This window comes from Mycolicibacterium novocastrense (genome assembly GCF_001570485.1).
Classification (GTDB): Bacteria; Actinomycetota; Actinomycetes; order Mycobacteriales; family Mycobacteriaceae; genus Mycobacterium; species Mycobacterium novocastrense.
Genome location: NZ_BCTA01000002.1, coordinates 95,322 through 117,210 on the forward strand (window position 1 = coordinate 95,322; position 21,889 = coordinate 117,210).

Here is a 21,889-nt window from a genome sequence, read left to right on the forward strand (position 1 = left end):
GAGCCATGGGCCGAACTGACGAACTGTGGCGCTACGACGGGCGTCGGGTGGTCGTCACCGGATGCGCCTCGGGCATCGGTGCTCACGTCGCCCGTCAGGTCGCCGACCTCGGCGCCGAGGTGATCGGACTCGACATCAAACCGCCGACCGACCCTGTCGGCGAGTTCGTCGAACTCGATCTGTCGGATCCGGGGTCGATCGAGCGGGCGGCCGACGCCGTCGGCGAACCGATAGACGCGTTGTTCAACGTCGCCGGGGTGTCGTCGGGGATCAAGGACCCGCTGCGGGTCGTGACGATCAATTTCCTGGGCACCCGGCGGTTCACCGAGGCGCTGGTGCCGCGGATGCGCGCCGGGTCGGCGATCGCCAACGTGTCATCGCTTGCGGCGTCGGCGTACCGGCAGAACGCTCCGGTCACCGCCGGGCTGGTCGACACGGACTCGATCGAGGCCGGAATCGCATGGTGTCAGCGCCATCCCGAAGCGCTGGCCGACGGCGGCGGTTACCGGCTGTCGAAGGAGGCCATCATCCTCTACGGCATGGCACAGGTCAACGCATTGGGCGCCAGGGGAATTCGCATCAACTGCACCGCACCCGGGGTGACCGACACCCCGATCCTCGACCAGTTGCGCAGCGCGTACGGCCAGGAGTTCCTCGACTCCTTCCGGACACCGCTGGGCCGGGCCGCCGAGCCGGCCGAGCAGGCCAGCGTCCTGACCTTCCTCAACAGCAGGGCGGCCAGTTATCTGACCGGCCAGGTGATCTGGGTGGACGGCGGCACCACGGGAGAGACGGACCTCGCGGGATCGGTTCGGCGGCGGTGAAGTGAAAGTCGGCACGGTGAAAGGCAATCCATGGCCAGCATGAAGGAGTTCCGTCGCGTCGCAGACGACGTGCGCAACTGGGGCCGTTGGGGTGACGACGACGAGCTCGGCACGCTGAACTTCATCACGCCCGACAAGGTCGCCGAAGCGGCCTCACTCGTGAAGAAGGGGACGGTGATCCCGCTCGGGGGCGACTTCGGATCGAACGGCCCCCAGGGCGCGTTCCAGTTCCGGCCGAACCCCACCCATGTGATGACGGTGGACGGCGGTGACGCGAACACCCTGGCGCAGTACGGTCCTCAGTGGCTGCGCAACTCGGTGGCCCACCAGCTCAGCGAGTTCTTCGTGGACAACCCGTTCCGCTTCAACGACGACATGATCGTGATGCCGCTGCAGGCGGCCACGCAGTGGGACGCGATCTCTCACGTTTACTACGAGGACAAGCTCTACAACGGTTTCCCCGCGGATTCGGTGACCAGTTTCGGGGCATTTCGACTGGGGATCGAGAAGGTCGACGTCAAGGGCATCACCTCACGGGGTGTGCTGCTCGACGTGGTCAAGCACCGCGGCGCCGACGTCTTTATCGAGCCCGGAAATCCCGTGACACCGGCAGAACTCGACGACATCGCCAAAGCCCAGGGCGTGACGATCACCCCCGGGGACATCGTCGTCGTGCACACCGGGTGGTGGACGCGGTTCCTGTCGACCGGCGACGGCGCCGAGCCGGGGTCCGGGTTGGACTGGACGTGCGCTCGATGGCTGCACGACCACGATGTCGCCGCGGTCGCTGCCGACAATCTCATGGTCGAGGATCCCGATCCGGCCAACGGAGTGGAAGGCACGTTCCTGCCCATGCACATGATCTGCCTGCGCGACATGGGCCTGATGTTCGGCGAGTACTGGGACCTCACCGGCCTGGCGGCCGACTGTGCCGCCGACGGTGTCTACGAGTTCCAGTTGATCGCCCCGCCGTTGAAAGTCGTTGGCGCGGTGGGCGCACCCGTCAGCCCGATCGCAATCAAGTAGTGGGTGAGGAAATGACTGCAAGCACCAGAACCGGCGGTGCGCCGTTCGTCGTCGGACTCGGCGGCACCCTCCGGGCGAATTCGTCGACCGAACGCGCGCTGCGGTACTGCCTGGCGGCCGTCGAGCAGCAGGGCGGGCGGACGCGGCTGTTCGCGGGACCCGACTTGGACTTACCGATGTACGCCCCGCACTCGCTGGAGCGCACTCCTGCGGCCCTCGAACTGGTCAGCGCGCTGCGCGATGCGGACGCCGTGGTCGTCGGCTCGCCCGGCTACCACGGAGCGATCTCAGGACTGGTGAAGAACGCGCTGGACTACATCGAGGACCTGCGGGAGGACGCCCGCGTCTACTTGGACAACACGCCGTGGGGCTGTATCAGCTGCGCGTACGGCTGGCAGGCGGCGGTCAACACGCTTGGGCAGTTGCGGTCCATCGGGCACGCGCTGCGGGCGTGGCCGACTCCGCTCGGCGTGGCCATCAACTCCGCCGACGAGATCTGGGACGCGGCAGGGGAGTTGATCCATGACGCCACCCAGAACCAGCTGGACATGCTCGCCACGCAGGTGCTGTTCTTCGCCAAGGCCGCCCGGGAGACGGCGTGACACAGCCCCAACGCAAGTCGGTGCTGGTCGACGGGCTCGTGACCGGCTATCTCGAAGCCGGACAAGGGGATCCGGTCGTCCTGCTGCACGGTGGTGAGTTCGGCGCAGGCGCCGAGATCGGCTGGGAGCACAACATCGCCGCGCTCGCCACGGGCTACCGCGCGCTCGCGCTCGACATGCTCGGGTTCGGTGAATCGGCGAAGGTCATCGACTTCAACGACGGCCGCGGTATGCGCATCCGGCACATCGCGCGGTTCTGCGAGGTCGTCGGTGCCGAATCGGCGCATTTCGTGGGCAATTCGATGGGGGCGGTGAACCTGTTCGTCGACGCCACGTCCGAGGCGCCGGTGCTGCCCGCCCGCAGCCTGGTCACCATCTGCGGAGGCGGCGAGATCCAGCGCAACGAACACTCGGCCGCGTTGTACGACTATGACGCGACGTTCGCGGGGATGCGCAGGATCGTCACCGCGCTCTTCCACGACGCCTCCTACCCCAACGACGAGGCATACGTCCGGCGTCGCTACGAAGCCAGCATCGCGCCCGGCGCGTGGGAAGCACTGGCGGCGGCGCGGTTTCGGCGCCCCGGCCTGGAGGCCCCACCGCTGCCGTCGAGCGCGCGCGCCTACGAGCGCATCAGCGTGCCGACTCTGGTGGTCGAGGGTGGCGGTGACAAGTTGCTGCCCCGGGGATGGGCGGCCGAGATCGCGGGACAGATCCGCGGGGGCCGCTCCGCGGTGATCGACGCGGCCGGGCACTGCCCGCAGATCGAACAACCGGACGCGGTCAACGAACTACTGCTCGGCTTTCTGGCCGACTTACACGAAGGGGCGGCATGACCGGCGAACTCGAGGGCAAGGTCGCGGTCGTCACCGGCGGCTCGTCCGGACTCGGTGAAGGGTTGGTGCGGCGGTTCTGCGCCGAGGGCGCCAAGGTGGTCGTCGGTGACATCGACCGCGAGGGCGGCGCCCAACTCGTCGCCGACCTCGGCAAGTCCGTCCGCTTCGTCGAGACCAATGTGGCCGAGGTCGAGCAGGTGACCCGTCTGGTTTCCACCGCGGTCGAGGAGTTCGGCGGGCTGCACGTGATGGTCAACAACGCGGGCGTATCGGGCCAGATGTTCCCCAAGTTCCTCGACGACGACCTCGCCGACTTCCACCAGGTGATGGCCATCAACGTGCTTGCGGTCATGGCCGGTACGCGCGATGCGGCCCGGCACATGTCCGAACACGGCGGCGGGTCGATCATCAACCTGACCTCGATCGGCGGCATCCAGGCCGGCGGTGGAGTGATGACGTACCGGGCGTCGAAGGCTGCCGTCATCCAGTTCACCAAATCGGCGGCGATCGACCTGGCTCACTACGAGGTTCGCGTCAACGCGCTCGCCCCGGGCAACATCCGGACCGCGATCGTGCGCAAGTCGGCGACGGGGGAGGACCTCGAACGGCTCGAGGCGTTCGAGGCCAAGATTCGCGAACAGATGCGCAACGACCGGCCCTTGAAACGCGAGGGCACCGTCGACGACGTCGCCGAGGCCGCGCTGTACCTCGCCGGGGACCGTTCCCGGTATGTCACCGGAACCGTCCTTCCCATCGACGGCGGCACCAGTGCCGGGAAGGTGATCGTCCGCAAACCGAAGTCGTGACGGCCATGACAACTTTAAATCAGTCGCTTGACTTAAGGGCCTGGGAGCGGTTGACTGTGACGGTGACCACTGCCAGAAGCGTGCGCACCGAACGAGCCAGCACCACGCGGGAAGCGATCCTGGCCGCCGCCGAGCGACTGTTCGCCGAGCACGGCGTCTATGCGGTATCGAACCGTCAGGTCAGTGAGGCCGCAGGGCAAGGCAACAATGCCGCGGTCGGCTACCACTTCGGCACGAAGGCCGACCTGGTGCGAGCCATCGAGCAGAAGCACCGCGTGTCGACCGAGCGTCTGCTGTCGCGGATGGTCGGCGAGATCGGCGACTCGACCAATCTGCGCGACTGGGTCGCCTGCCTGGTGCGTTCGCTCACCGAACACCTGGCCCAGATCGGGACCCCGACGTGGTACGCGCGCTTCGCCGCGCAGGCCCTTGCCGACCCCGAGTACCACAAGATCGTGGTGAAGGGCGCTCTGGAGTCGCCGTCGGTGCAACGCGTCGTCGTCGGCATCACCCGCTGCCTGCCGGACCTGCCGCCCGCGGTGGTCACCGAACGAAACATCATGGCCCGCAACCTGATGATGCACACCTGCGCCGATTTCGAACGTGCCTTCGCCGAGGGGGCCGACATGCCGCGCACCACCTGGAACTCCGCGGCGTCCGGGCTCATCGACGCGATCGTCGGGTTGTGGCAGGCGCCTGTCACGGAGCACCCGACATCATGAAACTGACTGTCGATCAAGACAAGTGTGTGTCATCCGGTCAGTGCGTGCTCAACGCAAGCGAAATCTTTGACCAGCGCGACGACGACGGTGTCGTGGTCCTGCTGAACGCCAGCCCGGCGGACGACCAGGCCGACGACGCCCGCAAGGCGGCGGCGGCCTGCCCCGCACTCGCCATCCACATCGAGGAATGAGAAGGACTGAATGTCTGAGACCTTGACCGGAACCCCCGACGTCTCCGCGGATATCCCCGAATACCCGATGGAGCGCGACGCCCGCTGCCCGTTCGCCCCGCCGCCGCAGATGCTCGAGATGGGTGAGGTCAAACCGCTTTCGCGGGTGCGGATCTGGAACGGCACCACTCCGTGGCTGATCACCGGGCACGCGGTGGCCCGCGAGTTGTTCGCCGATTCCCGGGTCAGTGTCGACGACCGGATCGAGGGCTTCCCGCACTGGAACGAGCACATGCTGTCCACGGTGTACAAGCGGCCGCGCTCGGTGTTCACCTCCGACGCCGAGGAGCACACCCGGTTCCGCCGGATGCTGTCCAAGCCGTTCACCTTCAAGCGGGTGGAGGGACTGCGGCCCGCCATCCAAGAGGTGACCGATGAGTGCATCGACAACATCCTCGCCGGTCCGCAGCCCGCCGACATCGTCAGCAAGCTGGCGCTGCCGGTGCCCACTCGGGTCATCAGCGAAATGCTCGGCGTTCCTTACGAAGACCACGAGTTCTTCCAGCACCACGCCAATGTCGGCCTGGCCCGCTACGCCTCGGCCGAGGACGGGCAGAAGGGTGCGATGAGCCTGGCCAAATATCTCAGCGATCTGGTCAAGACCAAGATGGAGAACCCGTCGGAAGACGCGGTGTCCGACCTCGCCGAGCGAGTGAACGCAGGGGAGATCAGCGTCAAGGAGGCCGCGCAGCTGGGCACCGGCCTGCTCATCGCCGGCCACGAGACCACCGCCAACATGATCGGTATCGGGGTGCTGGCGCTGCTCGAGAACCCCGAACAAGCCGCGCTGCTGCGGGATTCCGACGATCCGAAGTTCATCGCCAACGCGGTCGAGGAGCTGATGCGCTATCTGTCGATCATCCAGAACGGCCAGCGCCGCGTCGCGATCGAGGACATCGAGATCGCCGGTGAGACCATCCGCGCGGGTGAGGGCATCATCCTCGACCTGGCGCCTGCCAACTGGGACGCGACCGCCTACCCCGAACCCGACAAGCTCGACCTGAGCCGCGACGCCGGCCAGCAGCTCGGCTTCGGCTACGGCAGGCATCAGTGCGTCGGTCAACAGCTCGCCCGTGCCGAACTGCAGATCGTGTTCCACACATTGCTGCGACGCATACCGACGCTGCAGCTGGCCGTGCCGTTCGAGGACGTGCCCTTCAAACATGACCGGCTTGCCTACGGCGTCTACGAACTTCCGGTGACCTGGTAGTCAGGTCCGTTCCCCAGCCCGATTGGAGTGTCAACGATGTCAGCACCAACTACCGCCACCCTGTATCCTCCGGAGGGTTTCGGCGCCCCCAAGCACCGCAAGGGCCACGCCACAGGCGATTTCGGGTTGCCCGCCGGCACCGAGATCTTCTCCGCGGACAACCACATCTCGGTGGCCGACGACATCTTCTACGACCGCTTCCCCGAGGAGCTCAAGGGCGCCGCGCCACGCATCTGGTACGAGGACGGCGCCTACATGGTCGGCATGAAGGGCAAGGCCTGGACCGGCGGCGACTTCGGTCGCGTGCTCATGCAGTACGACGACCTCGCCGGAGCGGCGTCCAACAACATCGAGGCCCGCGTCCGTGAGCTCAAAGAGGACGGTATCGACAAGGAGCTGGCGTTCCCCAACGCGGTGCTGGCGTTGTTCCACTATCCGGACAAGGCCCTGCGCGAGCGCGTTTTCCGGATCTACAACGAGCACATCGCCGATCTGCAGGAACGCAGCAAGGGCCACTTCTACGGTGTCGGGCTGATCAACTGGTGGGATCCCAAAGGCACCAGGAGCACGCTGGAGGAACTGAAGTCGCTGGGGCTGCGGACGTTCCTGCTGCCGCTCAATCCCGGTAAGGACGACGACGGCAACATCTACGACTACGGCAGCACCGAGATGGACGCGGTGTGGGACGAGATCGAGGCCGCAGGCGTGCCGGTCAGCCACCACATCGGTGAAACACCGCCCAAGACGCCGTGCCAGCACAACAGCGTCGTGGTCGGCATGATGGTCAATGTCGACTCGTTCCGCGAGCAGTTCGCCAAGTACGTGTTCTCCGGCATCCTCGACCGTCATCCATCACTGAAGATCGGCTGGTTCGAAGGCGGTATCGCCTGGGTGCCAACGGCTCTGCAGGACGCCGAGCACATGCTTGCGTCGTACCGGCACATGTTCAACCACCAGCTCGAGCATCCCGTGCGGCACTACTGGGACAACCACATGTGTGCATCGTTCATGGTCGACCCACTCGGCCTGGAGCTCATCGACAAGATCGGCGTCGACAACGTGATGTGGTCGTCGGACTATCCGCACAACGAGTCCACATTCGGCTATTCGGAGAAATCGCTGAAGACGGTCGTGGACGCGGTCGGACCCGAGAACGCCGTGAAGATCGTGTCCACCAACATCAAGAACTTCCTGGGGATCTCGTGACCACATTTGCACCACAATCGACGTCGATCGACATTCCGGACGTTCCCGACCTCGCCCGGATGTACCGGGAATGCGGTGTGCGGCTGCGCGACTCGATGAAGGACAAGGGTGTCGACGCGCTCGTCCTGCTCGGCAACGGCAACGTCGTATATGCGACCGGCGTCAGCTGGCCGCTGCTCGACGCCGGGCTCTCACACGTGGAACGCCCGGTGGCGATCGTGCTCGCCGACGACCCGCATCCGCACCTGTTCATGCCGTTGCGGGAGGGGTCGTCATCGCAGTGCGAGGTACCCGAGGACCATGTGCACGGGCCGCTGTACCTCGAATTCGACGAGGGCGTCGAACAATTCGCCAAGGTGCTGGCCGATCTGGTTCCTGCCGGAGGCAAGGTCGCGGTCGACGAGCTCACCGGCGCCATGCGCCGAGCGTCGGCAACGTTGTTCCCGTCGGGTCCACCGTCGGACGCCGCGCAGGTCGTCGGGCCGGCCAAGCTGGTCAAGACGCCCGATCAGATCTCATGCGTCCGAACCGCCTGCCGTATCACCGAAGAGGCGATGGTCGATGTGCAGAAGGCGCTTGCCCCCGGCGTTCGGCAGGTCGACCTTTCGGCGGCATTCGTCCGGCGCGCGTTCGAACTCGGCGCGACGGCCAACATGCTCGAGGCCATCTGGCAGGTGATGCCCACGACGAAGACCAGCGGTTCGGTCTGGACCACCACCGGAGACCTGGCGCTGCCCTTGCTGACCACCGAACGCGAACTCGAACGCGGCGACGTGTTGTGGACCGACGTCAGCATCACCTACAAGGGATACTGCTCCGACTTCGGCCGCACCTGGCTGGTCGGCGACGAGCCGGACGACCGTCAGCAGGCGCAGTACGAGAAGTGGCGGGAAATCCTGTCGGCCGTGCTGTCGGTCACCAAGGCCGGCGCCACGAGCGGTGACCTGGCCCGCGCGGGGATCGCCGCCAACGGCGGCGCCAAGCCGTGGCTACCGCACTTCTACCTCGGTCACGGCATCGGCACCAACGCCGCCGAAATGCCGATGATCGGAACGGATCTGGGTGAGGAATTCGACGACAACTTCGTGTTCCCGGCCGGGATGCTGCTCGTGCTCGAACCCGTGGTGTGGGAGGACGGCACCGGTGGCTATCGAAGCGAGGAGATCGTGGTCATCACCGACGACGGTTATCAGTCCATCACCGATTACCCCTACGCCCCCTACGGACGGAACTGAACTGAATGGCACTCGAGATTCTGCCTGACGCAGCCGATCTGCGGCGCGGTCGCCGTGAGCGCGCGCTGGCCCAGATGGAAGAACGCGACATCGACATCCTGGTGCTGGGCCGGCAGGCCAATGTGCGCTATGTGACCGGTGCCCCGCAGTTGTGGGTGGCGGGCACCCGGCCGTTCGGACCGATCTGCGAGGTCGTCCGCTCGACCGGCGAAATTCACCTCAACAGCACCTGGGACGAGGGCATCCCCGACGAGATTCCCCACGACCACCTCTACGGGCTGGCGTGGAATCCGATGACACTTGTCGAGGTGCTCAAGGCGCTGCCCGGGGCCGCCACCGCCAAGCGGGTGGGGACCGATTCGCTGACACCGACATTCGCGCAACTGCTGCCGATGGCGTTTCCCAACGCCGAACTCGTCGACGCCGAGCCGGCGCTGCGGGCGGCCCGGCGGATCAAGACTCCCGACGAGATTGCGGTGCTCCGCGGCGCGCTCAGCGTGGCCGAAGCGGCGCTGGACGCCGCCCGAGCCGAGTTGGCGGCCGGTACGACCGAGAAGTCGCTGACTGGTGCGCTGATGGAAGCGATGGCCGCCGGCGGGGTCACCACGCCCGCCACCCAGGACGGCGCCTGGGTGACCAGCAAGGAACACTTGTGGCGGCGTGCCCGCAGCGACGGCCGTATCGAAGACGGCGATCTGGTGGCGTTCTCTGCCGGTGCCCTGGCCGACGGCTATGTCGGCGAAGTCGGCCGCACGTGGCCCGTCGGTGAGGTGGAAGGATCAGCGGTCCCGCGGCTTTACGATCGCTGGAACCGGCTGTGGGACAACCTCTTGGACGCGTGCCGGGCGGGTCGTCCCGCGAGTGGGCTGCTCACCGCCTACGAGGCGGCCGGCGAGCCGCTGCCCTCGATGCCCGTCGCCCATGGCCTCGGCCTGGGCTACGACTCGCCCGTCGTGACCCCGGCCCTGCGGTCCACCATCGCCGACGAACTGCTCGAACCCGGCATGGTGCTCGCGGTCAGCGGCTACGTCTGGCAGCAGGGTGTGGGGGCCGTCTTCAGCCGCGATGCCGTGCATGTCACCGCCGACGGGGCCGAGGTGCTGACCTCCAGCCCGCTCTGGAGTGGTGCGGGCGTCGGAATCGGTTGACGCGACATGTCGGATACCGGGAGTCGGCCCGCCCCTGAGGAAATCGTCCTCTACGAGAAGGACCCGGCGACCAAGATCGCGACCATCACGTTCAACCGGCCGGAGTACCTGAACGCACCGACGTCGGCCGCGCGGTTGCGGTACGCCGACCTGCTGCGGGGCGCCACCGTCGACGACGACGTGAAGGTTGTGGTGATCCGCGGGGTCGGCGAGAATCTCGGCAGCGGCGCAGACCTGCCGGAGTTCATGGAGGGCGACGAGTCAGCTCGGTTGGCCGAGCTTCGGGTGGACGATCCGGCCGTCGCCTACCCGCCGAAGGGTTCGTTTCGGCACGGCGCGACGATGGGGCAGTGGTACGCCAACGCCGCAGCGGGCAACCGGGCGTTGCAGGAACTCAAGAAGATCAGCATCGTCGAGGCCAAGGGCTACTGCTATGGCTGGCACTTCTATCAGTGCGCCGACGCGGACCTGGTGATCTCCAGTGACGACGCGCTGTTCGGCCATCCGTCGTTCCGGTACTTCGGCTGGGGCCCGCGGATGTGGACCTGGGTGATGACGATGGGGCTGCGGCCATTCCAGGAGATGGTGTTCACGGGTCGCCCGTTCACCGCCGAAGAGATGCTCGCGTGCAACTTCCTGAACAAGGTGGTGGCGCGCGACCAGCTGGAGGACGAGGTCGCCAAGTATGCCCACGCGTGCGCGCGGAACCGGCCGGTGGACAGCGTCTTTCAGCAGAAGATGTTCTTCGAGGTGGTCAAGCAGTTCCAGGGTGAATACCTCGGCAGCCTGCTGTCGGCGATGTTCGAGTCGATGGGCGGCGCGGCGCGGCCGGACGGCGACGACTTCATGCTCGCCGATGCGATCGACGTGGGCCTGGCGGACGCCGTCAACGACAACGACGACAAGTTCCCGCCCGAGTTCCGGCTGAGCAAGGCCAACCGCAGAAAGAAGGATTAGTGCCGGCGCTGGACGAGTACACCATCGTTGACCTGTCGAGCGGAATCGCGGGCGCCTACGCCACCAAACTGCTCGCCGACGGCGGCGCCACCGTGATCAAAGTCGAGTCGCCGCAGGGCGATCCGCTGCGCAGCTGGTCCGCGTCCGGTTCGCGCATCGAGCCGGGCGGCGACGGGGCACTGTTCAGTTTCCTGGCCTGCTCGAAACAGAGCGTCGTCGTCGACCCGAAGCGCGCCGACGATCTCGAGGTGCTGCGCGCGCTGGTGCGGTCGGCCGACGCGGTGGTGTGGTCGCGCGGGTCGGAGGTGGCGGAGCTCGGCGAGTTCGCCCCGGCCGCGCTGGCCGACGCCTACGGTCACCTGACCGTCACCGCGATCACCCCGTTCGGGCTCGACGGACCCTGGGCCGACAAACCCGCCACCGAGTTCACGCTGCAGGCGTGGTCGGGCGGCGTGATCGGACTGGGTCGGGGAGCCCCGGATCGCGCGCCGCTGTTCGTCGCGGGTCAGATCGGGGAGTGGCTCGCGGGCGCGTACGCGGCCGCGGGCACCACGACGGCGGCGTCGGGCCTGGTCGACGTCTCGATCCTCGAAGCCCAGATCCTCTGCCTGACTTACTATTCGGTGTCGTTCAACGACGCGCTCGGGCGTCCGTTCCGCGACCGCCGCCGGTTGACCGTCCCCGGTGTCGCGTCCGCGGCCGACGGGCTGGTGGCGTTGGGGTGCGGCACCGCGCAACAGTGGTTCGACCTGTGCGCGATGGTCGGCCACGACGAGTGGATCGACGAGGGCGGCGATCTGTCGATCACCGAACAGGCCAACATCCACGCCGAGCAGATCTACGAGTGGGTGCGGGAGAACCGCGTCGAGGACATCCTCGAGCTATCCAGCGCGTTCCGGATTCCGAATGCACCCGTCGGAAACGGCGCCACCGTCACCGGTTTCGACCAGTTCGTCGAACGCGGCACGTTCGTTACCAATCCGCGCGACGGCTTCACCCAGCCCGGGCCGCCGTACCGCACCACACCGTCGCTGCTGCGCGAGCCACAGCCCGCGCCCCGGCTCGGCGAGCACACCGATCTGTACCGTTCGCGAACGGTACAACAGGGTCGCGATTCCGCCGGGGATACGACCCTGGGGTTGGTTTCGCGAACGGTACAACAGGGTCGCGATTCCGCCGGGGATACGACCCTGGGGTTGGTTTCGCGAACACCGTTCGAGGGGCTACGGGTGCTCGATATGACGAGTTTCTGGGCCGGTCCGTCGTGCACCCACATGCTGGCGCTACTCGGCGCCGAGGTGATCCACATCGAATCGACGGCGCGGCCCGACGGCACGCGGCTCATCGCCGGGGTGCCGATCACCGAGGAGCAGTGGTGGGAACGCTCGCCGATCTTCTCCGGCCTGAACACCAACAAGAAAAGCGTCACGCTCGACATCCGGACGGCGCGCGGCGTCGAACTGCTGCGCCGGCTGATCACGACCTGCGACGTCGTCGTCGAGAACTACACCCCGCGCGTGCTCGACCAGATCGGTCTGGACTTCGATGCCGTGCACCGGCTGCGTCCCGACGCGATCGTGATGCGCATGCCGGGCTTCGGGCTCGACGGGCCGTGGCGCGACAAGCCGGCGTTCGCCTACGTGATCGAGGACTGTTCCGGAATCACCTGGCTGACCGGCCATCCCGATCAGAATCCGGTCGAGCCGTACTCTGTCGGCGACCCCAACGCCGGTGTGCACGGCCTCAACGCTCTGCTACTCGCGCTGGCGCACCGGCGGCGGACCGGGCAGGGGGTACGGATCGAGGCCGCGATGGTCGACGCGGCGCTCAACGTCGCCGCCGAGCAGGTCATCGAATACTCGGCCTACGGGAATCTGCTGCAGCGGCAGGGCAACCGGGGGCCGGCCGCCGCGCCGCAGAACCTGTACCGCACCAGTGAACTCGACGAGTTCGGCCGCCCCGACGACTGGGTCGCCATCGCGGTGGCCACCGACGAGCAGTGGGCCGGCCTGGTCGACGCCCTCGGGCGCCCGGCGTGGGCCACCGACGAGATGGCCACATTCGACGGGCGGCGCCGCAACCACGACACCATCGACGAGCAGCTGAGCGCCTGGTGCGCCGGGCGCACCGGTGACAAGATCGTCGAAACGCTCTGGGCGGCAGGGGTTCCGGTGGCCAAGGTGATGCAACCGCACCGTGTCGGCGACCTTCCGCAGCTGGTGTACCGCGGCTTCTACGAGGAGGTCGACCATCCGGTCAACCCTCCGGCGCGGCACAGCACGCTGCCGATGCGCCTCGCGTCGGTGCGCAGCTTCCACCACAGCCCCGCACCGCTGCTGGGACAGCACAACCGCGAGGTCCTCACCGGTCTCGGGCTCAGCGAGGACGAGATCGCGGAACTGGAGGAGCAGGGGGTTATCGGATCGGCTCCCGCGGGTCTCACCATTCGCACGACCAAAACTGGTTGACTCGACCCGTGGCAATCGATCCATCGAGCATCCTGCTGACCGGGCGCGTCGCGGTCGTCACAGGCGGCGGCGCCGGTATCGGCAAGGGAATCGCCGAAGGGCTCGCCGCCTTCGGGGCGTCCGTCGCGATCTGGGAGCGCGACCCCGACACCTGCGCCGCGACCGCCGAAAGTATCGGCGCGCTGGGTCTCGTCACCGATGTGCGTGACAGCGCGCAGGTGGACACCGCGCTCGAGTCCACCGTCGGCGAGCTCGGCGAGGTGTCGATTCTGGTCAACAACGCCGGTGGCACCTTTTTCTCGCCGATGCTCGAGACCACCGAGAACGGCTGGGATGCGCTGTACAAGGCCAACCTCCGTCACGTGCTGCTGTGCACCCAGCGGGTGGCACGCCGTCTCGTGGCGGCGGGCAGCCCCGGCAGCGTGATCAACGTGACGTCCATCGAAGGTGTGCGCGCCGCACCGGGATACGCCGCATACGCCGCGGCCAAGGCCGGCGTCATCAACTACACGCAGACCGCGGCGTTCGAACTGTCCCCGCACGGTATCCGGGTCAACGCGCTCGCCCCGGACCTCACCCTGACCGAGGGGCTGATGCAGATCTCCGGCGGGACGTTGAACCCCGACATCGCCCCCGGCATACCGATGGGCCGACCTGGTCACGTCGACGAAATCGCTTCGGCCGCAGTATTTCTGGCCTCCGACATGTCAAGCTACATCACCGGCCAGACGCTCCACGTCGACGGCGGGACCCACGCGGCGGGCGGCTGGTATCACCACCCGCAGACGGGCCGCCCGACACTCGGCCCGCCGGGGTGATTTCGGTGTCAGTGGGTCCAGCCGGCGGCAGCTTGGTCGTCGAAGGTGCGGTCGATGCGCTCGAAGCGGCGGCGAATCGAGCCGCGGGCCGCGCTGTGCGGTAGCACGTAGAGCCGGTTGGCTTCGATCGCGTCGGCAGTCAAGCGGGCGACCTCGTCGACATTGAGCACGGAGTCGTCGCTCGGATTCGACGCCAACTGCTGAACCGAGTCCGCGCCCGACGCGGTGGCTGGACCGTAGTCCTCACTGCGCACGCGTTCGGTGTTGGCCAGCAGATTCGTGTCGACGATCATCGGGCACAACACCGTCACACCGATGCCGTTGGCGCGCACCTCGCGCGACAACGTCTCCGCGAGCGCGACGACGCCGTACTTGGCGACGCAGTAGGGGCCGAGCCCGACGTTGGGGATCAGCCCGGCGAACGACGATGTGAACGCGATGTGGCTGTCGGCTTCCTGGGCGAGCAGCCGCGGCAGGAACGCCTCGACGCCGTGGATCGGTCCCCACAGGTCGACGTCGATGACGAATCGCCAGTCGTCATGGCTGGTCTGCGCGATCGGGCCGGCGTAAGCGATACCGGCGTTGTTGAAGACCAGGTGCACGTCGCCGAACACGCCGAATGCCTCGTCGGCCAACCGGTTGACGTCGTCGAACTTCCGCACGTCGCACACCACGCCGTGGGCCTCGACGCCGTCGGCGCGCAGGTCGGCCACGGCACGGTCGAGCGCGGCCGAGTCGATGTCGCTGAGCATGATGCGCGCCCCGCGCCGGGCGAACTCTTGCGCGGCGGCGAAACCGATGCCGCTTGCGCCGCCGGTGATGACCGCTGCGCGGCCGTTGAACGTCTCCACCCGCCGAAGACTAGGCGGTCAGGTCAGATCGCGGGGTCGATCCCACGCCGGCTCGCCCAGCCGGGCGCGGATCGCCGCCCACGGGTCCGCGTACTTGCCGGGTGTGTTGCGGTATGCGCCCCGTCGCGCGAGCAGTGCGCGCGCAAGCGGCGCAAGCGGTGTCAGCAACCGCATCGCGTACCGCGTCCAGCCCGCGTTGGCGGCGGCCTCGGCTTGCATGTCGGGCCACGAGTAATGCTGGAACCGCAACGCTTCCTGCGCGCGCGTCGTGTCCATCCAATCGGTGACGAACCACGTGTCGTCGCGCTCGGGGTCGCCGGGTCTGCCGGGCGGCAGTACCCCGGGCAGGCCTCGGGCCGCCGCCAGCGCCGCGCCCACGTCGCCCTGGCGGATCCGGTGCGAGTCGTCGCCGGCGATCAGCAGGATCTCCCGAACGACGTCGGCGGTGGTCGCCGCGGCGAAGGCCCACGCGACATCGCGGACATCGACGGTGTGCAATCGGCCGTCGGTCGGAAGGAGGCTCTCGAAGTACAGGGCGTCGGCGCTCATCGGCATCGCTTTGGGATCGGTGCTCAACACCCCACCGAGACGCAGAACCACCCACGGCAGTTTCGAGGCCCGCACGATCGCCTCGGCCTCCGCCTTGGTGCCGCTGTACAGATCGCATGGCCGCATCGGGTCATCGGCCCGCACGGGCGCGCTCGCCGTGTGGGGGTTGCGCGCACCGTAGACCGCGTTGCTCGACGCCTGCACGAAGCGCGGCGGGGTCGGTTGTTGTTCGGCGATGCGCACCAGCGTGGCGGTGGCTTCGACGTTGACGCGCCGGGCGAGGTTGGGGTTCTTGTAGATCGGCGGCGGGATCACGGCGGCCAGATGGATGATCGCCTCGGGCGCGGTGTCGGCGACAAGTCGCTGCACCTGAGCCTCGTCGGTCAGGTCGGTCCATCGCACCGAGGCGCCCCGCGGGAGTTTCGCCTGTGCTTTCCTGTTCGCGGGTGTCTCCAGGTCGGCCACCACCACCGAGCGTCTGAGTTCCGCGAGCCTGCGCACGGTCGCCGACCCCACCAGGCCGAAGCCGCCGGTCACCAATACCGCCGCCATCCTGCCTCCCACCTGCGAATATGACATTCTCTTTTTACGAAAGTAGCATGTTCAGGTCTAGGGGAGGGGCGGCGCGGGGTATGACAGGTACGCCATGAACAGCAATGGGGCGCAGAAGCCGGAAGTCGCCAAGTGGGACCCGGCGTTCACTCGGGGCATCGTCAACACGGTCGGCCCGCTCATCCGGCGGTACTTCCGCGCTGAAGTGCGCGACGTCGACGCCATGCCGGCTGCCGGTGGGGCGCTGTTGGTGTCCAACCACTCGGGCGGCATGCTGACGCCGGACGTGCTGATCTTCGCGCCCGCCTTCTACGAGAAGTTCGGCTTCGACCGCCCCGTGTACACGCTTGGGCACGACGCCATATTCGTCGGGCCGGTCGGCACGTTGCTGCGGCGCGCGGGCGTCATCGGGGCCAATCGGGAGAACGCCGCGAAGGCCTTGCGTGAAGGCGCGGTGGTCCTGGTGTTCCCCGGCGGGGATTACGACTCGTACCGGCCGACGTTCAGCGAGAACGTGATCGACTTCGCCGGCCGTACGGGCTACGTCCGGACCGCGATCGAGGCCGGTGTCCCGATCGTGCCGATGGTTTCGGTCGGCGCTCAGGAGACGCAGCTGTTTCTCGCGCGGGGCGACTCGATCGCCCGGCGCATCGGCCTCAAGCGGCTGCGCGCCGAGATCCTGCCGATCAGCGTCGGATTCCCGTTCGGGGTGTCGGTGTTCTTCCCGCCGAACCTTCCGTTGCCCGCCAAGATCACCACGCGGGTGTTGCCGCCGATTGATGTTCTCGAGCAGTTCGGGGAGGACCCGGACGTGAAGGAGGTCGACGAGCACGTGCGCTCGGTGATGCAGGCCGCGCTCGACGAGCTGGCCGCGGAACGCCGATTCCCGGTGTTGGGCTGAGAGATGGCCGACGTTGTGGGACTCGTGCAGACGCTGTGGCGGGCGGGCCTGATCGCTCCGCTGCGCCCCGACAAATACCTGCGGATGGGTGCGGCGATGCGCCGCGTGGGCATGACGGCGACGGTCGGTTTCGCCGCGGCCGCGCAGCGCTGCCCCGACCGTCCCGGGCTCGTCGATGAACGCGGCACCCTGACCTTCAAGCAGATCGACGACCGCTGCGACGCGGTGGCCACGGCGCTGCAGAACCTTCCCGGCGGCACCCCGAAAACCGTTGCCGTCATGTGCCGCAACCACCGCGGCTTCATCGAGTCCCTGGTGGCATCGAACCGGATGGGCGCCGACGTCTTGCTGCTCAACACCTCGTTCGCGGGACCGGCGCTGGCCGAGGTGGTCGATCGGGAAGGCGCCGACGTCGTCATCTACGACGAGGAGTTCTCCGAGATCGTCGACCGGGCCATGGCCGACAAGCCCGACGCGACGCGCATCCTTGCCTGGACCGACGAAGCGGCCGACGGGCTGACGCTCGATCAACTCATCGAGTCCAATATCGGCAAGCGGCCCGCCCCGGTCGAACGCAAGAGCGACATCATCTTGCTGACGTCCGGCACCACCGGGACCCCGAAGGGCGCCAAGCGCGGCGAAGGCAGCGGCGGCGCAGGCGATCTCAAGGCGGTGCTGGACCGAACGCCGTGGCGCGCCGAAGAGGCGACCGTCATCGTCGCGCCGATGTTCCACGCATGGGGTTTTTCGCAGTTGCTGTTCTCCGCGTTGCTGGCCTGCACGATCGTCACGCGGCGCAAATTCGATCCGGAGGCGACGCTGGAACTGATCGACCGATACAAGGCGACGGGCCTGGTGGTGGTGCCGGTGATGTTCGACCGGATCATGGACCTTCCGGACGAGGTGTTGAACCGCTACAGCGGCAAGTCACTTCGCTTCGCGACGGCATCGGGTTCCCGGATGCGTCCCGATGTGGTCATCAAGTTCATGGACCGGTTCGGTGACGTGATCTACAACAATTACAACGCCACCGAAGCGGGGATGATCGCCACCGCGACGCCGGCCGACCTGCGAGCCGCTCCCGACACGGCCGGGACCGCCGCCGACGGCACCGAGATCCGCATCTATGACGCGGATTTCAACCAACTCCCAGCGGGTGAGACGGGTCAGATCTTCGTCCGCAGCGGCACGCTGTTCGACGGATACACCTCCGGCAAGACCAAGGACTTCCACGACGGTTTCATGGCCTCCGGGGATGTCGGTTACCTCGACGAGGCCGGGCGGTTGTTCGTGGTCGGCCGAGACGACGAGATGATCGTCTCCGGCGGCGAGAACGTGTACCCGATCGAGGTCGAGAAGACGCTGGCCCAACACTCCGATGTCAAGGAAGCGGTGGTGCTGGGCGTCGACGACGAGCAGTACGGTCAGCGCCTCGTCGCCTTCGTCGTGCTCAACGACGGTGGAAGTGCCGGCCCCGACGACCTCAAACAACACGTCCGCGACAACCTCGCCAACTACAAGGTGCCGCGGCAGATCACCGTCCTCGACGAACTGCCGCGCGGCAGCACCGGCAAGGTGGCGCGAAAGGACCTGCTCGACCGGGTCGACTAACGGGCCGCCGGGGCGGGAGCCATCGCCGTACCCACCACGGAAAGTGCGGGAAGCCCTGCCGCGGAACGGATTTCGTCGAGTCCATGCAACATGGCGTCGGTGGCCTCGTGGATGTCGTCGAAGGTTCTGTCGTCGGACAGGATCGAGATGTCCACCTGGTCGACGTAGCTCCACACGGTCATGTTGAACGCGCTGCCGGCCGACAGCACGCCGATCGAATAGATCTCGCTCACCGGGGCGCCGCCGATGTGGCCGCGTCGGCGTGGTCCCGGCACGCTCGACACCGCGACGTTCATCAGCGGATTGTGCTTGGCGCGCTGGCTCTGCCAGCGCAGTAGCGCCGGTGTCAGCGGGGGAGGCAGGTATTCCATCAGCTGGCCCTGCAGTTTGGGGCCGAGCAGTTCATAGTTCTCTTTGGCCCGCCCCGTTGCCAGGGAGGTCAGCCGGACCCGTTCGAGCGGATCATCGATGTGAACGGGAAGAGATACCGACAGCCCACCGATTTCGTTGCCGGTGATCCGGTCGGGGGACAGGTCCGTGCTGACTGGGACCGACGCCATCAACGGACGGTCCGCGCGCCCGTCGTAACGCAACAACAGTTCTCGCAGCCCACCCGCCGCAGTGGCCAGCACAAGATCGTTGAACGTCACCTCGAGCTGCTTGGCCGTCTCCTTGATCTCGGCCAGCGACAGCGACGCGGTGGCGAACGTGCGTCCCGGCGAGACCACGTGGTTGAGGAACGTCGGCGGCGTGCGGAACATCTTCGCCAGGTCCGGTTGATCGGCGCGCTCTTTGGCGCGGCGCCGCAACTTGGTGAACCCCCGGACGGCGTCACGGGCGAGAGTGGGCAGCGCGGCGACGTTCGTGGCGTGGTCGCGCATCGCGAACTTCATCAGCTCGGAGCGACCCGGGCTGTCACAGACGGCGTAGTCCTCATGCTCGTGCTGCGTGCCGTCCGCGAGATCCATCAGCCGCGCAAGCAGATTCGCCGATGCCACACCATCGGCCAGTGTGTGGTGCACCTTGCCGATGAGCGCGAACCGGTCGTCGGCCATTCCCTCGGCGAAGTGGAACTCCCACAGCGGCCGGCTGCGGTCGAGCGGCGTGCTGGCGATCCGGCCGATGACCTCGTCGAGCTCGCGGCGACCCCCCGGGCTCGGCACGTGCACACGGCGCAGGTGGTAGTCGAGATCCACCGGGCAGTCCTCGAGCCACATCGGATGGTGCAACTTCCAGGGGATGTCGACGAGCCGGTAGCGCAGCGGGTCGAGCAGGTGCAGTCGCCGGGCGATGGTTCGCCGGAAGTGATCGAAGGTGAATTCACCGTCGAACTCGGCGGCATTGATGATCGCGACCTTCAACGTGTGCGTGTGCAGGTTGGGCGTCTCGCTGTAGAGCAGCATGGCGTCCATGCCGTTGAGTCGCTTCACATCCCCACCCCTTGCGGACAACCGGTACCCAAGGGTCCATCGAACCACTCGGACGGACATGCTCGGGGGGTTTCAGTCAGCGGAGCTACGGGGCTCGTGACCTCATGACTATTGTTAGGTGATCGAACGATTGGAGTGAGTGATGAGAGCGGTCGTGTGCCGGGAGTATTGCCAACCGGAGGATCTCGTGCTCGACGAACTTCCCGACCCGACACCGCAACCCGGTCAAGTCGTCATCAGGGTGCGTGCGGCTGCGGTGAACTATCCCGATGTGCTGTTGATCGGCGGCAACTATCAGGTCAAGGTCCCGCCTCCGTTCAGCCCCGGCAGCGAGATGGCCGGAGAGGTGATCGCCGTCGGTGACGGCGTCGACTGCCGCGTCGGCTCCCGAGTGACGGCGACGACGTTTGTCGGTGCCTTCGCCGAGCAGGCGGTGGTGGACGCACGCGCGGTGTCGCCGATTCCGGATGGCGTCGACTACGCCGAAGCCGCCGCGTTCGGGGTCACGTATCGGACCGCTTACTACACCTTGCGCACGATCGCGCCGGTGTGCCCGGGTGATTGGGTCGTCGTGCTCGGTGCCGCCGGGGGCGTGGGTATCGCCGCCGTCGACATTGCGCAACTTCTCGGGGGCAGGGTGCTGGCCGCGGCCTCCGGCGAGGAAAAGCTCGAGCTGTGCCGCGAGCGCGGCGCCGAAGCATGTGTGGACTACGACCGCGAAAACCTGCGGGACCGGATCAAGGAGATCACCGGCAAGGCCGGCGCACAGATCGTCGTCGACCCTGTCGGCGGGCCGTACTCCCTGCCCGCGCTGCGGGGCCTGGGGCGGGGCGGAACATTCGTCACGCTCGGGTACGCGGCCGGTGAGATTCCGTCCATTCCCCTGAATCTTGTTCTGCTCAAAGGGATCACCGTGCGCGGCATGGAGATCCGGACCTTCGCGTCCGACTATCCGGACGAGGTCATACGCGACGACGAAGAGCTGGACGCACTCTTCGCCGAAGGGAAGCTGCGACCGTACATTGGTGGGCGTTTTCCGCTCGACGATGCCGCGGTCGCGTTGCGCCACGTCGCGGAGCGCAAGGCATTGGGCAAGATCGTCATCGAGATCTGAATGCGCTCTTTTCGCGCGGGTTTCAGAGTGTGCGGAACAGTCCGCCGTCGACGAGAATCTGTGCTCCGTTGATGTAACCGGCCGCGTCGCTGGCCAGGAAAACGCATAAGCCGACCATGTCCTCGGGCACCCCGATGCGCTTCATCGGATTCATCGCCGCTGCCGCGGCCTGCGCCTGCGGGCCCCAGGATTTCGAGATATCGGTGTCGAACGCACCCGGCATGACGAGGTTGGCCCGAACCTTCGGCGCCCACGCCCCGGCTAGGGCCAGGGTCAGGGCGTTGAGCCCCGCCTTCGCCATGGCATAGGGGAGGTCGGCCGTATCCGGTCGCAGTGTGCCCGCCGCGGTGACGTTGATGATCGACCCGCCGTCCGCCTCCGCCATCCGAGTTCCGAAAAGCGTTGCCAGCCGGAACGGTCCGCGCGCATTGACCGCGTGCACCTTGTCGTAGAGTTCCTGCGTGACAGAGGTGAGATTGTCGTACACCGGCGACATTCCGGCGTTGTTGATCAGCACATCGCATCGACCGAAGGCGTCGTAGACCTTCTCGAGGAGCGCCTCGGAGTCGTCCCACCGGCCCACATGGCATCCGACGGGCAGAGCGCGCCGACCGGTGGTGCGCTCGATCTCCGCGGCGACCGCTTCACAGTTCTCGAGCTTTCGGCTGGCGATCACCACATCGGCGCCCGCCTCCGCGAACCCCTGGGCGACGGCCCGGCCGATCCCGCGGCTGCCGCCAGTGATGACCACGACCTTGTCGCTCATGTCGAGCAGGTCCCGAAGACGGGTCAC

At 67.1% G+C, this 21,889-nt stretch carries 21 protein-coding genes; 17 read left to right on the top strand and 4 right to left on the bottom strand.

What is annotated here, in order from left to right:
- The first annotated feature begins 5 nt into the window (after positions 1 to 5).
- From RMCN_RS00645 to RMCN_RS00710, 14 genes are read left to right on the top strand one after another with little or no spacing between them, the layout of a single operon-like run.
- On the top strand, positions 6 to 824 hold the full coding sequence (locus tag RMCN_RS00645) for a coniferyl-alcohol dehydrogenase (protein ID WP_067386494.1): 819 nt from the start codon (positions 6 to 8) through the stop codon (positions 822 to 824).
- A 30-nt stretch (positions 825 to 854) separates the two neighbouring features.
- The gene (locus RMCN_RS00650; protein ID WP_067386496.1) at positions 855 to 1,850 is read left to right on the top strand and encodes a cyclase family protein; all 996 of its coding nucleotides are present in this window, start codon (positions 855 to 857) and stop codon (positions 1,848 to 1,850) included.
- 11 nt (positions 1,851 to 1,861) lie between these two features.
- Positions 1,862 to 2,452 carry an NADPH-dependent FMN reductase gene (locus tag RMCN_RS00655; protein WP_064346551.1) on the top strand — a complete coding sequence of 197 codons (591 nt, stop codon included), beginning with the start codon at positions 1,862 to 1,864 and terminating at the stop codon, positions 2,450 to 2,452.
- A complete protein-coding gene (locus tag RMCN_RS00660) occupies positions 2,449 to 3,288 on the top strand; it encodes an alpha/beta fold hydrolase (RefSeq protein WP_067386499.1) in 840 nt (279 codons plus the stop codon). The genes RMCN_RS00655 and RMCN_RS00660 overlap by 4 nt, the downstream gene beginning before the upstream one ends.
- A complete protein-coding gene (locus RMCN_RS00665; RefSeq protein ID WP_067386500.1) occupies positions 3,285 to 4,094 on the top strand; it encodes an SDR family NAD(P)-dependent oxidoreductase in 810 nt (269 codons plus the stop codon). Before RMCN_RS00660 ends, RMCN_RS00665 begins: the two co-directional genes overlap by 4 nt.
- Positions 4,095 to 4,099: 5 nt before the next feature.
- A complete protein-coding gene (locus RMCN_RS00670; RefSeq protein ID WP_067386879.1) occupies positions 4,100 to 4,816 on the top strand; it encodes a TetR/AcrR family transcriptional regulator in 717 nt (238 codons plus the stop codon).
- Entirely contained in the window at positions 4,813 to 5,007 is a 195-nt protein-coding gene (locus RMCN_RS00675) for a ferredoxin (protein ID WP_064346517.1), read from the top strand. Before RMCN_RS00670 ends, RMCN_RS00675 begins: the two co-directional genes overlap by 4 nt.
- A 10-nt stretch (positions 5,008 to 5,017) precedes the next feature.
- Complete coding sequence (locus RMCN_RS00680; RefSeq protein ID WP_064412919.1) at positions 5,018 to 6,256, top strand: cytochrome P450; 1,239 nt, start codon at positions 5,018 to 5,020, stop codon at positions 6,254 to 6,256.
- Positions 6,257 to 6,292: 36 nt separating this feature from the next.
- The gene (locus RMCN_RS00685) at positions 6,293 to 7,462 is read left to right on the top strand and encodes an amidohydrolase family protein (RefSeq protein WP_067386503.1); all 1,170 of its coding nucleotides are present in this window, start codon (positions 6,293 to 6,295) and stop codon (positions 7,460 to 7,462) included.
- 59 nt (positions 7,463 to 7,521) lie between these two features.
- The gene (locus RMCN_RS00690) at positions 7,522 to 8,697 is read left to right on the top strand and encodes a M24 family metallopeptidase (protein WP_201028782.1); all 1,176 of its coding nucleotides are present in this window, start codon (positions 7,522 to 7,524) and stop codon (positions 8,695 to 8,697) included.
- Positions 8,698 to 8,702: 5 nt separating this feature from the next.
- Positions 8,703 to 9,845, top strand: a complete 1,143-nt coding sequence (locus tag RMCN_RS00695) for a M24 family metallopeptidase (RefSeq protein ID WP_067386508.1) — start codon at positions 8,703 to 8,705, stop codon at positions 9,843 to 9,845.
- A 6-nt stretch (positions 9,846 to 9,851) separates the two neighbouring features.
- On the top strand, positions 9,852 to 10,802 hold the full coding sequence (locus tag RMCN_RS00700; protein ID WP_067386510.1) for an enoyl-CoA hydratase/isomerase family protein: 951 nt from the start codon (positions 9,852 to 9,854) through the stop codon (positions 10,800 to 10,802).
- The gene (locus tag RMCN_RS00705; protein ID WP_067386512.1) at positions 10,802 to 13,270 is read left to right on the top strand and encodes a CaiB/BaiF CoA-transferase family protein; all 2,469 of its coding nucleotides are present in this window, start codon (positions 10,802 to 10,804) and stop codon (positions 13,268 to 13,270) included. The genes RMCN_RS00700 and RMCN_RS00705 overlap by 1 nt, the downstream gene beginning before the upstream one ends.
- An 8-nt stretch (positions 13,271 to 13,278) precedes the next feature.
- Positions 13,279 to 14,088 carry an SDR family NAD(P)-dependent oxidoreductase gene (locus RMCN_RS00710; protein WP_067386515.1) on the top strand — a complete coding sequence of 270 codons (810 nt, stop codon included), beginning with the start codon at positions 13,279 to 13,281 and terminating at the stop codon, positions 14,086 to 14,088.
- A gap of 8 nt (positions 14,089 to 14,096) precedes the next feature.
- Here RMCN_RS00710 and RMCN_RS00715 read toward each other — a convergent pair whose 3' ends face one another.
- Together RMCN_RS00715 and RMCN_RS00720 are read right to left on the bottom strand one after the other, a co-directional pair.
- Positions 14,097 to 14,939: an SDR family NAD(P)-dependent oxidoreductase gene (locus RMCN_RS00715; protein ID WP_064405375.1), complete on the bottom strand. Its 843-nt coding sequence runs from the start codon at positions 14,937 to 14,939 to the stop codon at positions 14,097 to 14,099.
- Positions 14,940 to 14,957: 18 nt separating this feature from the next.
- The gene (locus RMCN_RS00720; protein WP_067386517.1) at positions 14,958 to 16,040 is read right to left on the bottom strand and encodes an NAD-dependent epimerase/dehydratase family protein; all 1,083 of its coding nucleotides are present in this window, start codon (positions 16,038 to 16,040) and stop codon (positions 14,958 to 14,960) included.
- Positions 16,041 to 16,134: 94 nt separating this feature from the next.
- Between RMCN_RS00720 and RMCN_RS00725 the strand changes: the two genes are divergently transcribed.
- Positions 16,135 to 16,941, top strand: a complete 807-nt coding sequence (locus tag RMCN_RS00725; protein WP_064412928.1) for a lysophospholipid acyltransferase family protein — start codon at positions 16,135 to 16,137, stop codon at positions 16,939 to 16,941.
- A gap of 3 nt (positions 16,942 to 16,944) precedes the next feature.
- A complete protein-coding gene (gene fadD12 / locus RMCN_RS00730) occupies positions 16,945 to 18,552 on the top strand; it encodes an acyl-CoA ligase FadD12 (protein WP_067386519.1) in 1,608 nt (535 codons plus the stop codon).
- Here the strand turns inward: fadD12 and RMCN_RS00735 are convergent.
- A complete protein-coding gene (locus RMCN_RS00735; RefSeq protein WP_067386521.1) occupies positions 18,549 to 19,982 on the bottom strand; it encodes a WS/DGAT/MGAT family O-acyltransferase in 1,434 nt (477 codons plus the stop codon). The genes fadD12 and RMCN_RS00735 overlap by 4 nt on opposite strands.
- A gap of 142 nt (positions 19,983 to 20,124) precedes the next feature.
- On the opposite strand from RMCN_RS00735, the gene RMCN_RS00740 reads away from it, so the two are divergent.
- Positions 20,125 to 21,096, top strand: a complete 972-nt coding sequence (locus RMCN_RS00740) for an NADPH:quinone oxidoreductase family protein (RefSeq protein ID WP_067386523.1) — start codon at positions 20,125 to 20,127, stop codon at positions 21,094 to 21,096.
- Between the two features lie 22 nt (positions 21,097 to 21,118).
- On the opposite strand, the gene RMCN_RS00745 is transcribed toward RMCN_RS00740, so the two are convergent.
- Positions 21,119 to 21,862, bottom strand: a complete 744-nt coding sequence (locus RMCN_RS00745) for an SDR family NAD(P)-dependent oxidoreductase (protein WP_067386881.1) — start codon at positions 21,860 to 21,862, stop codon at positions 21,119 to 21,121.
- Between the last annotated feature and the right edge of the window lie 27 nt (positions 21,863 to 21,889).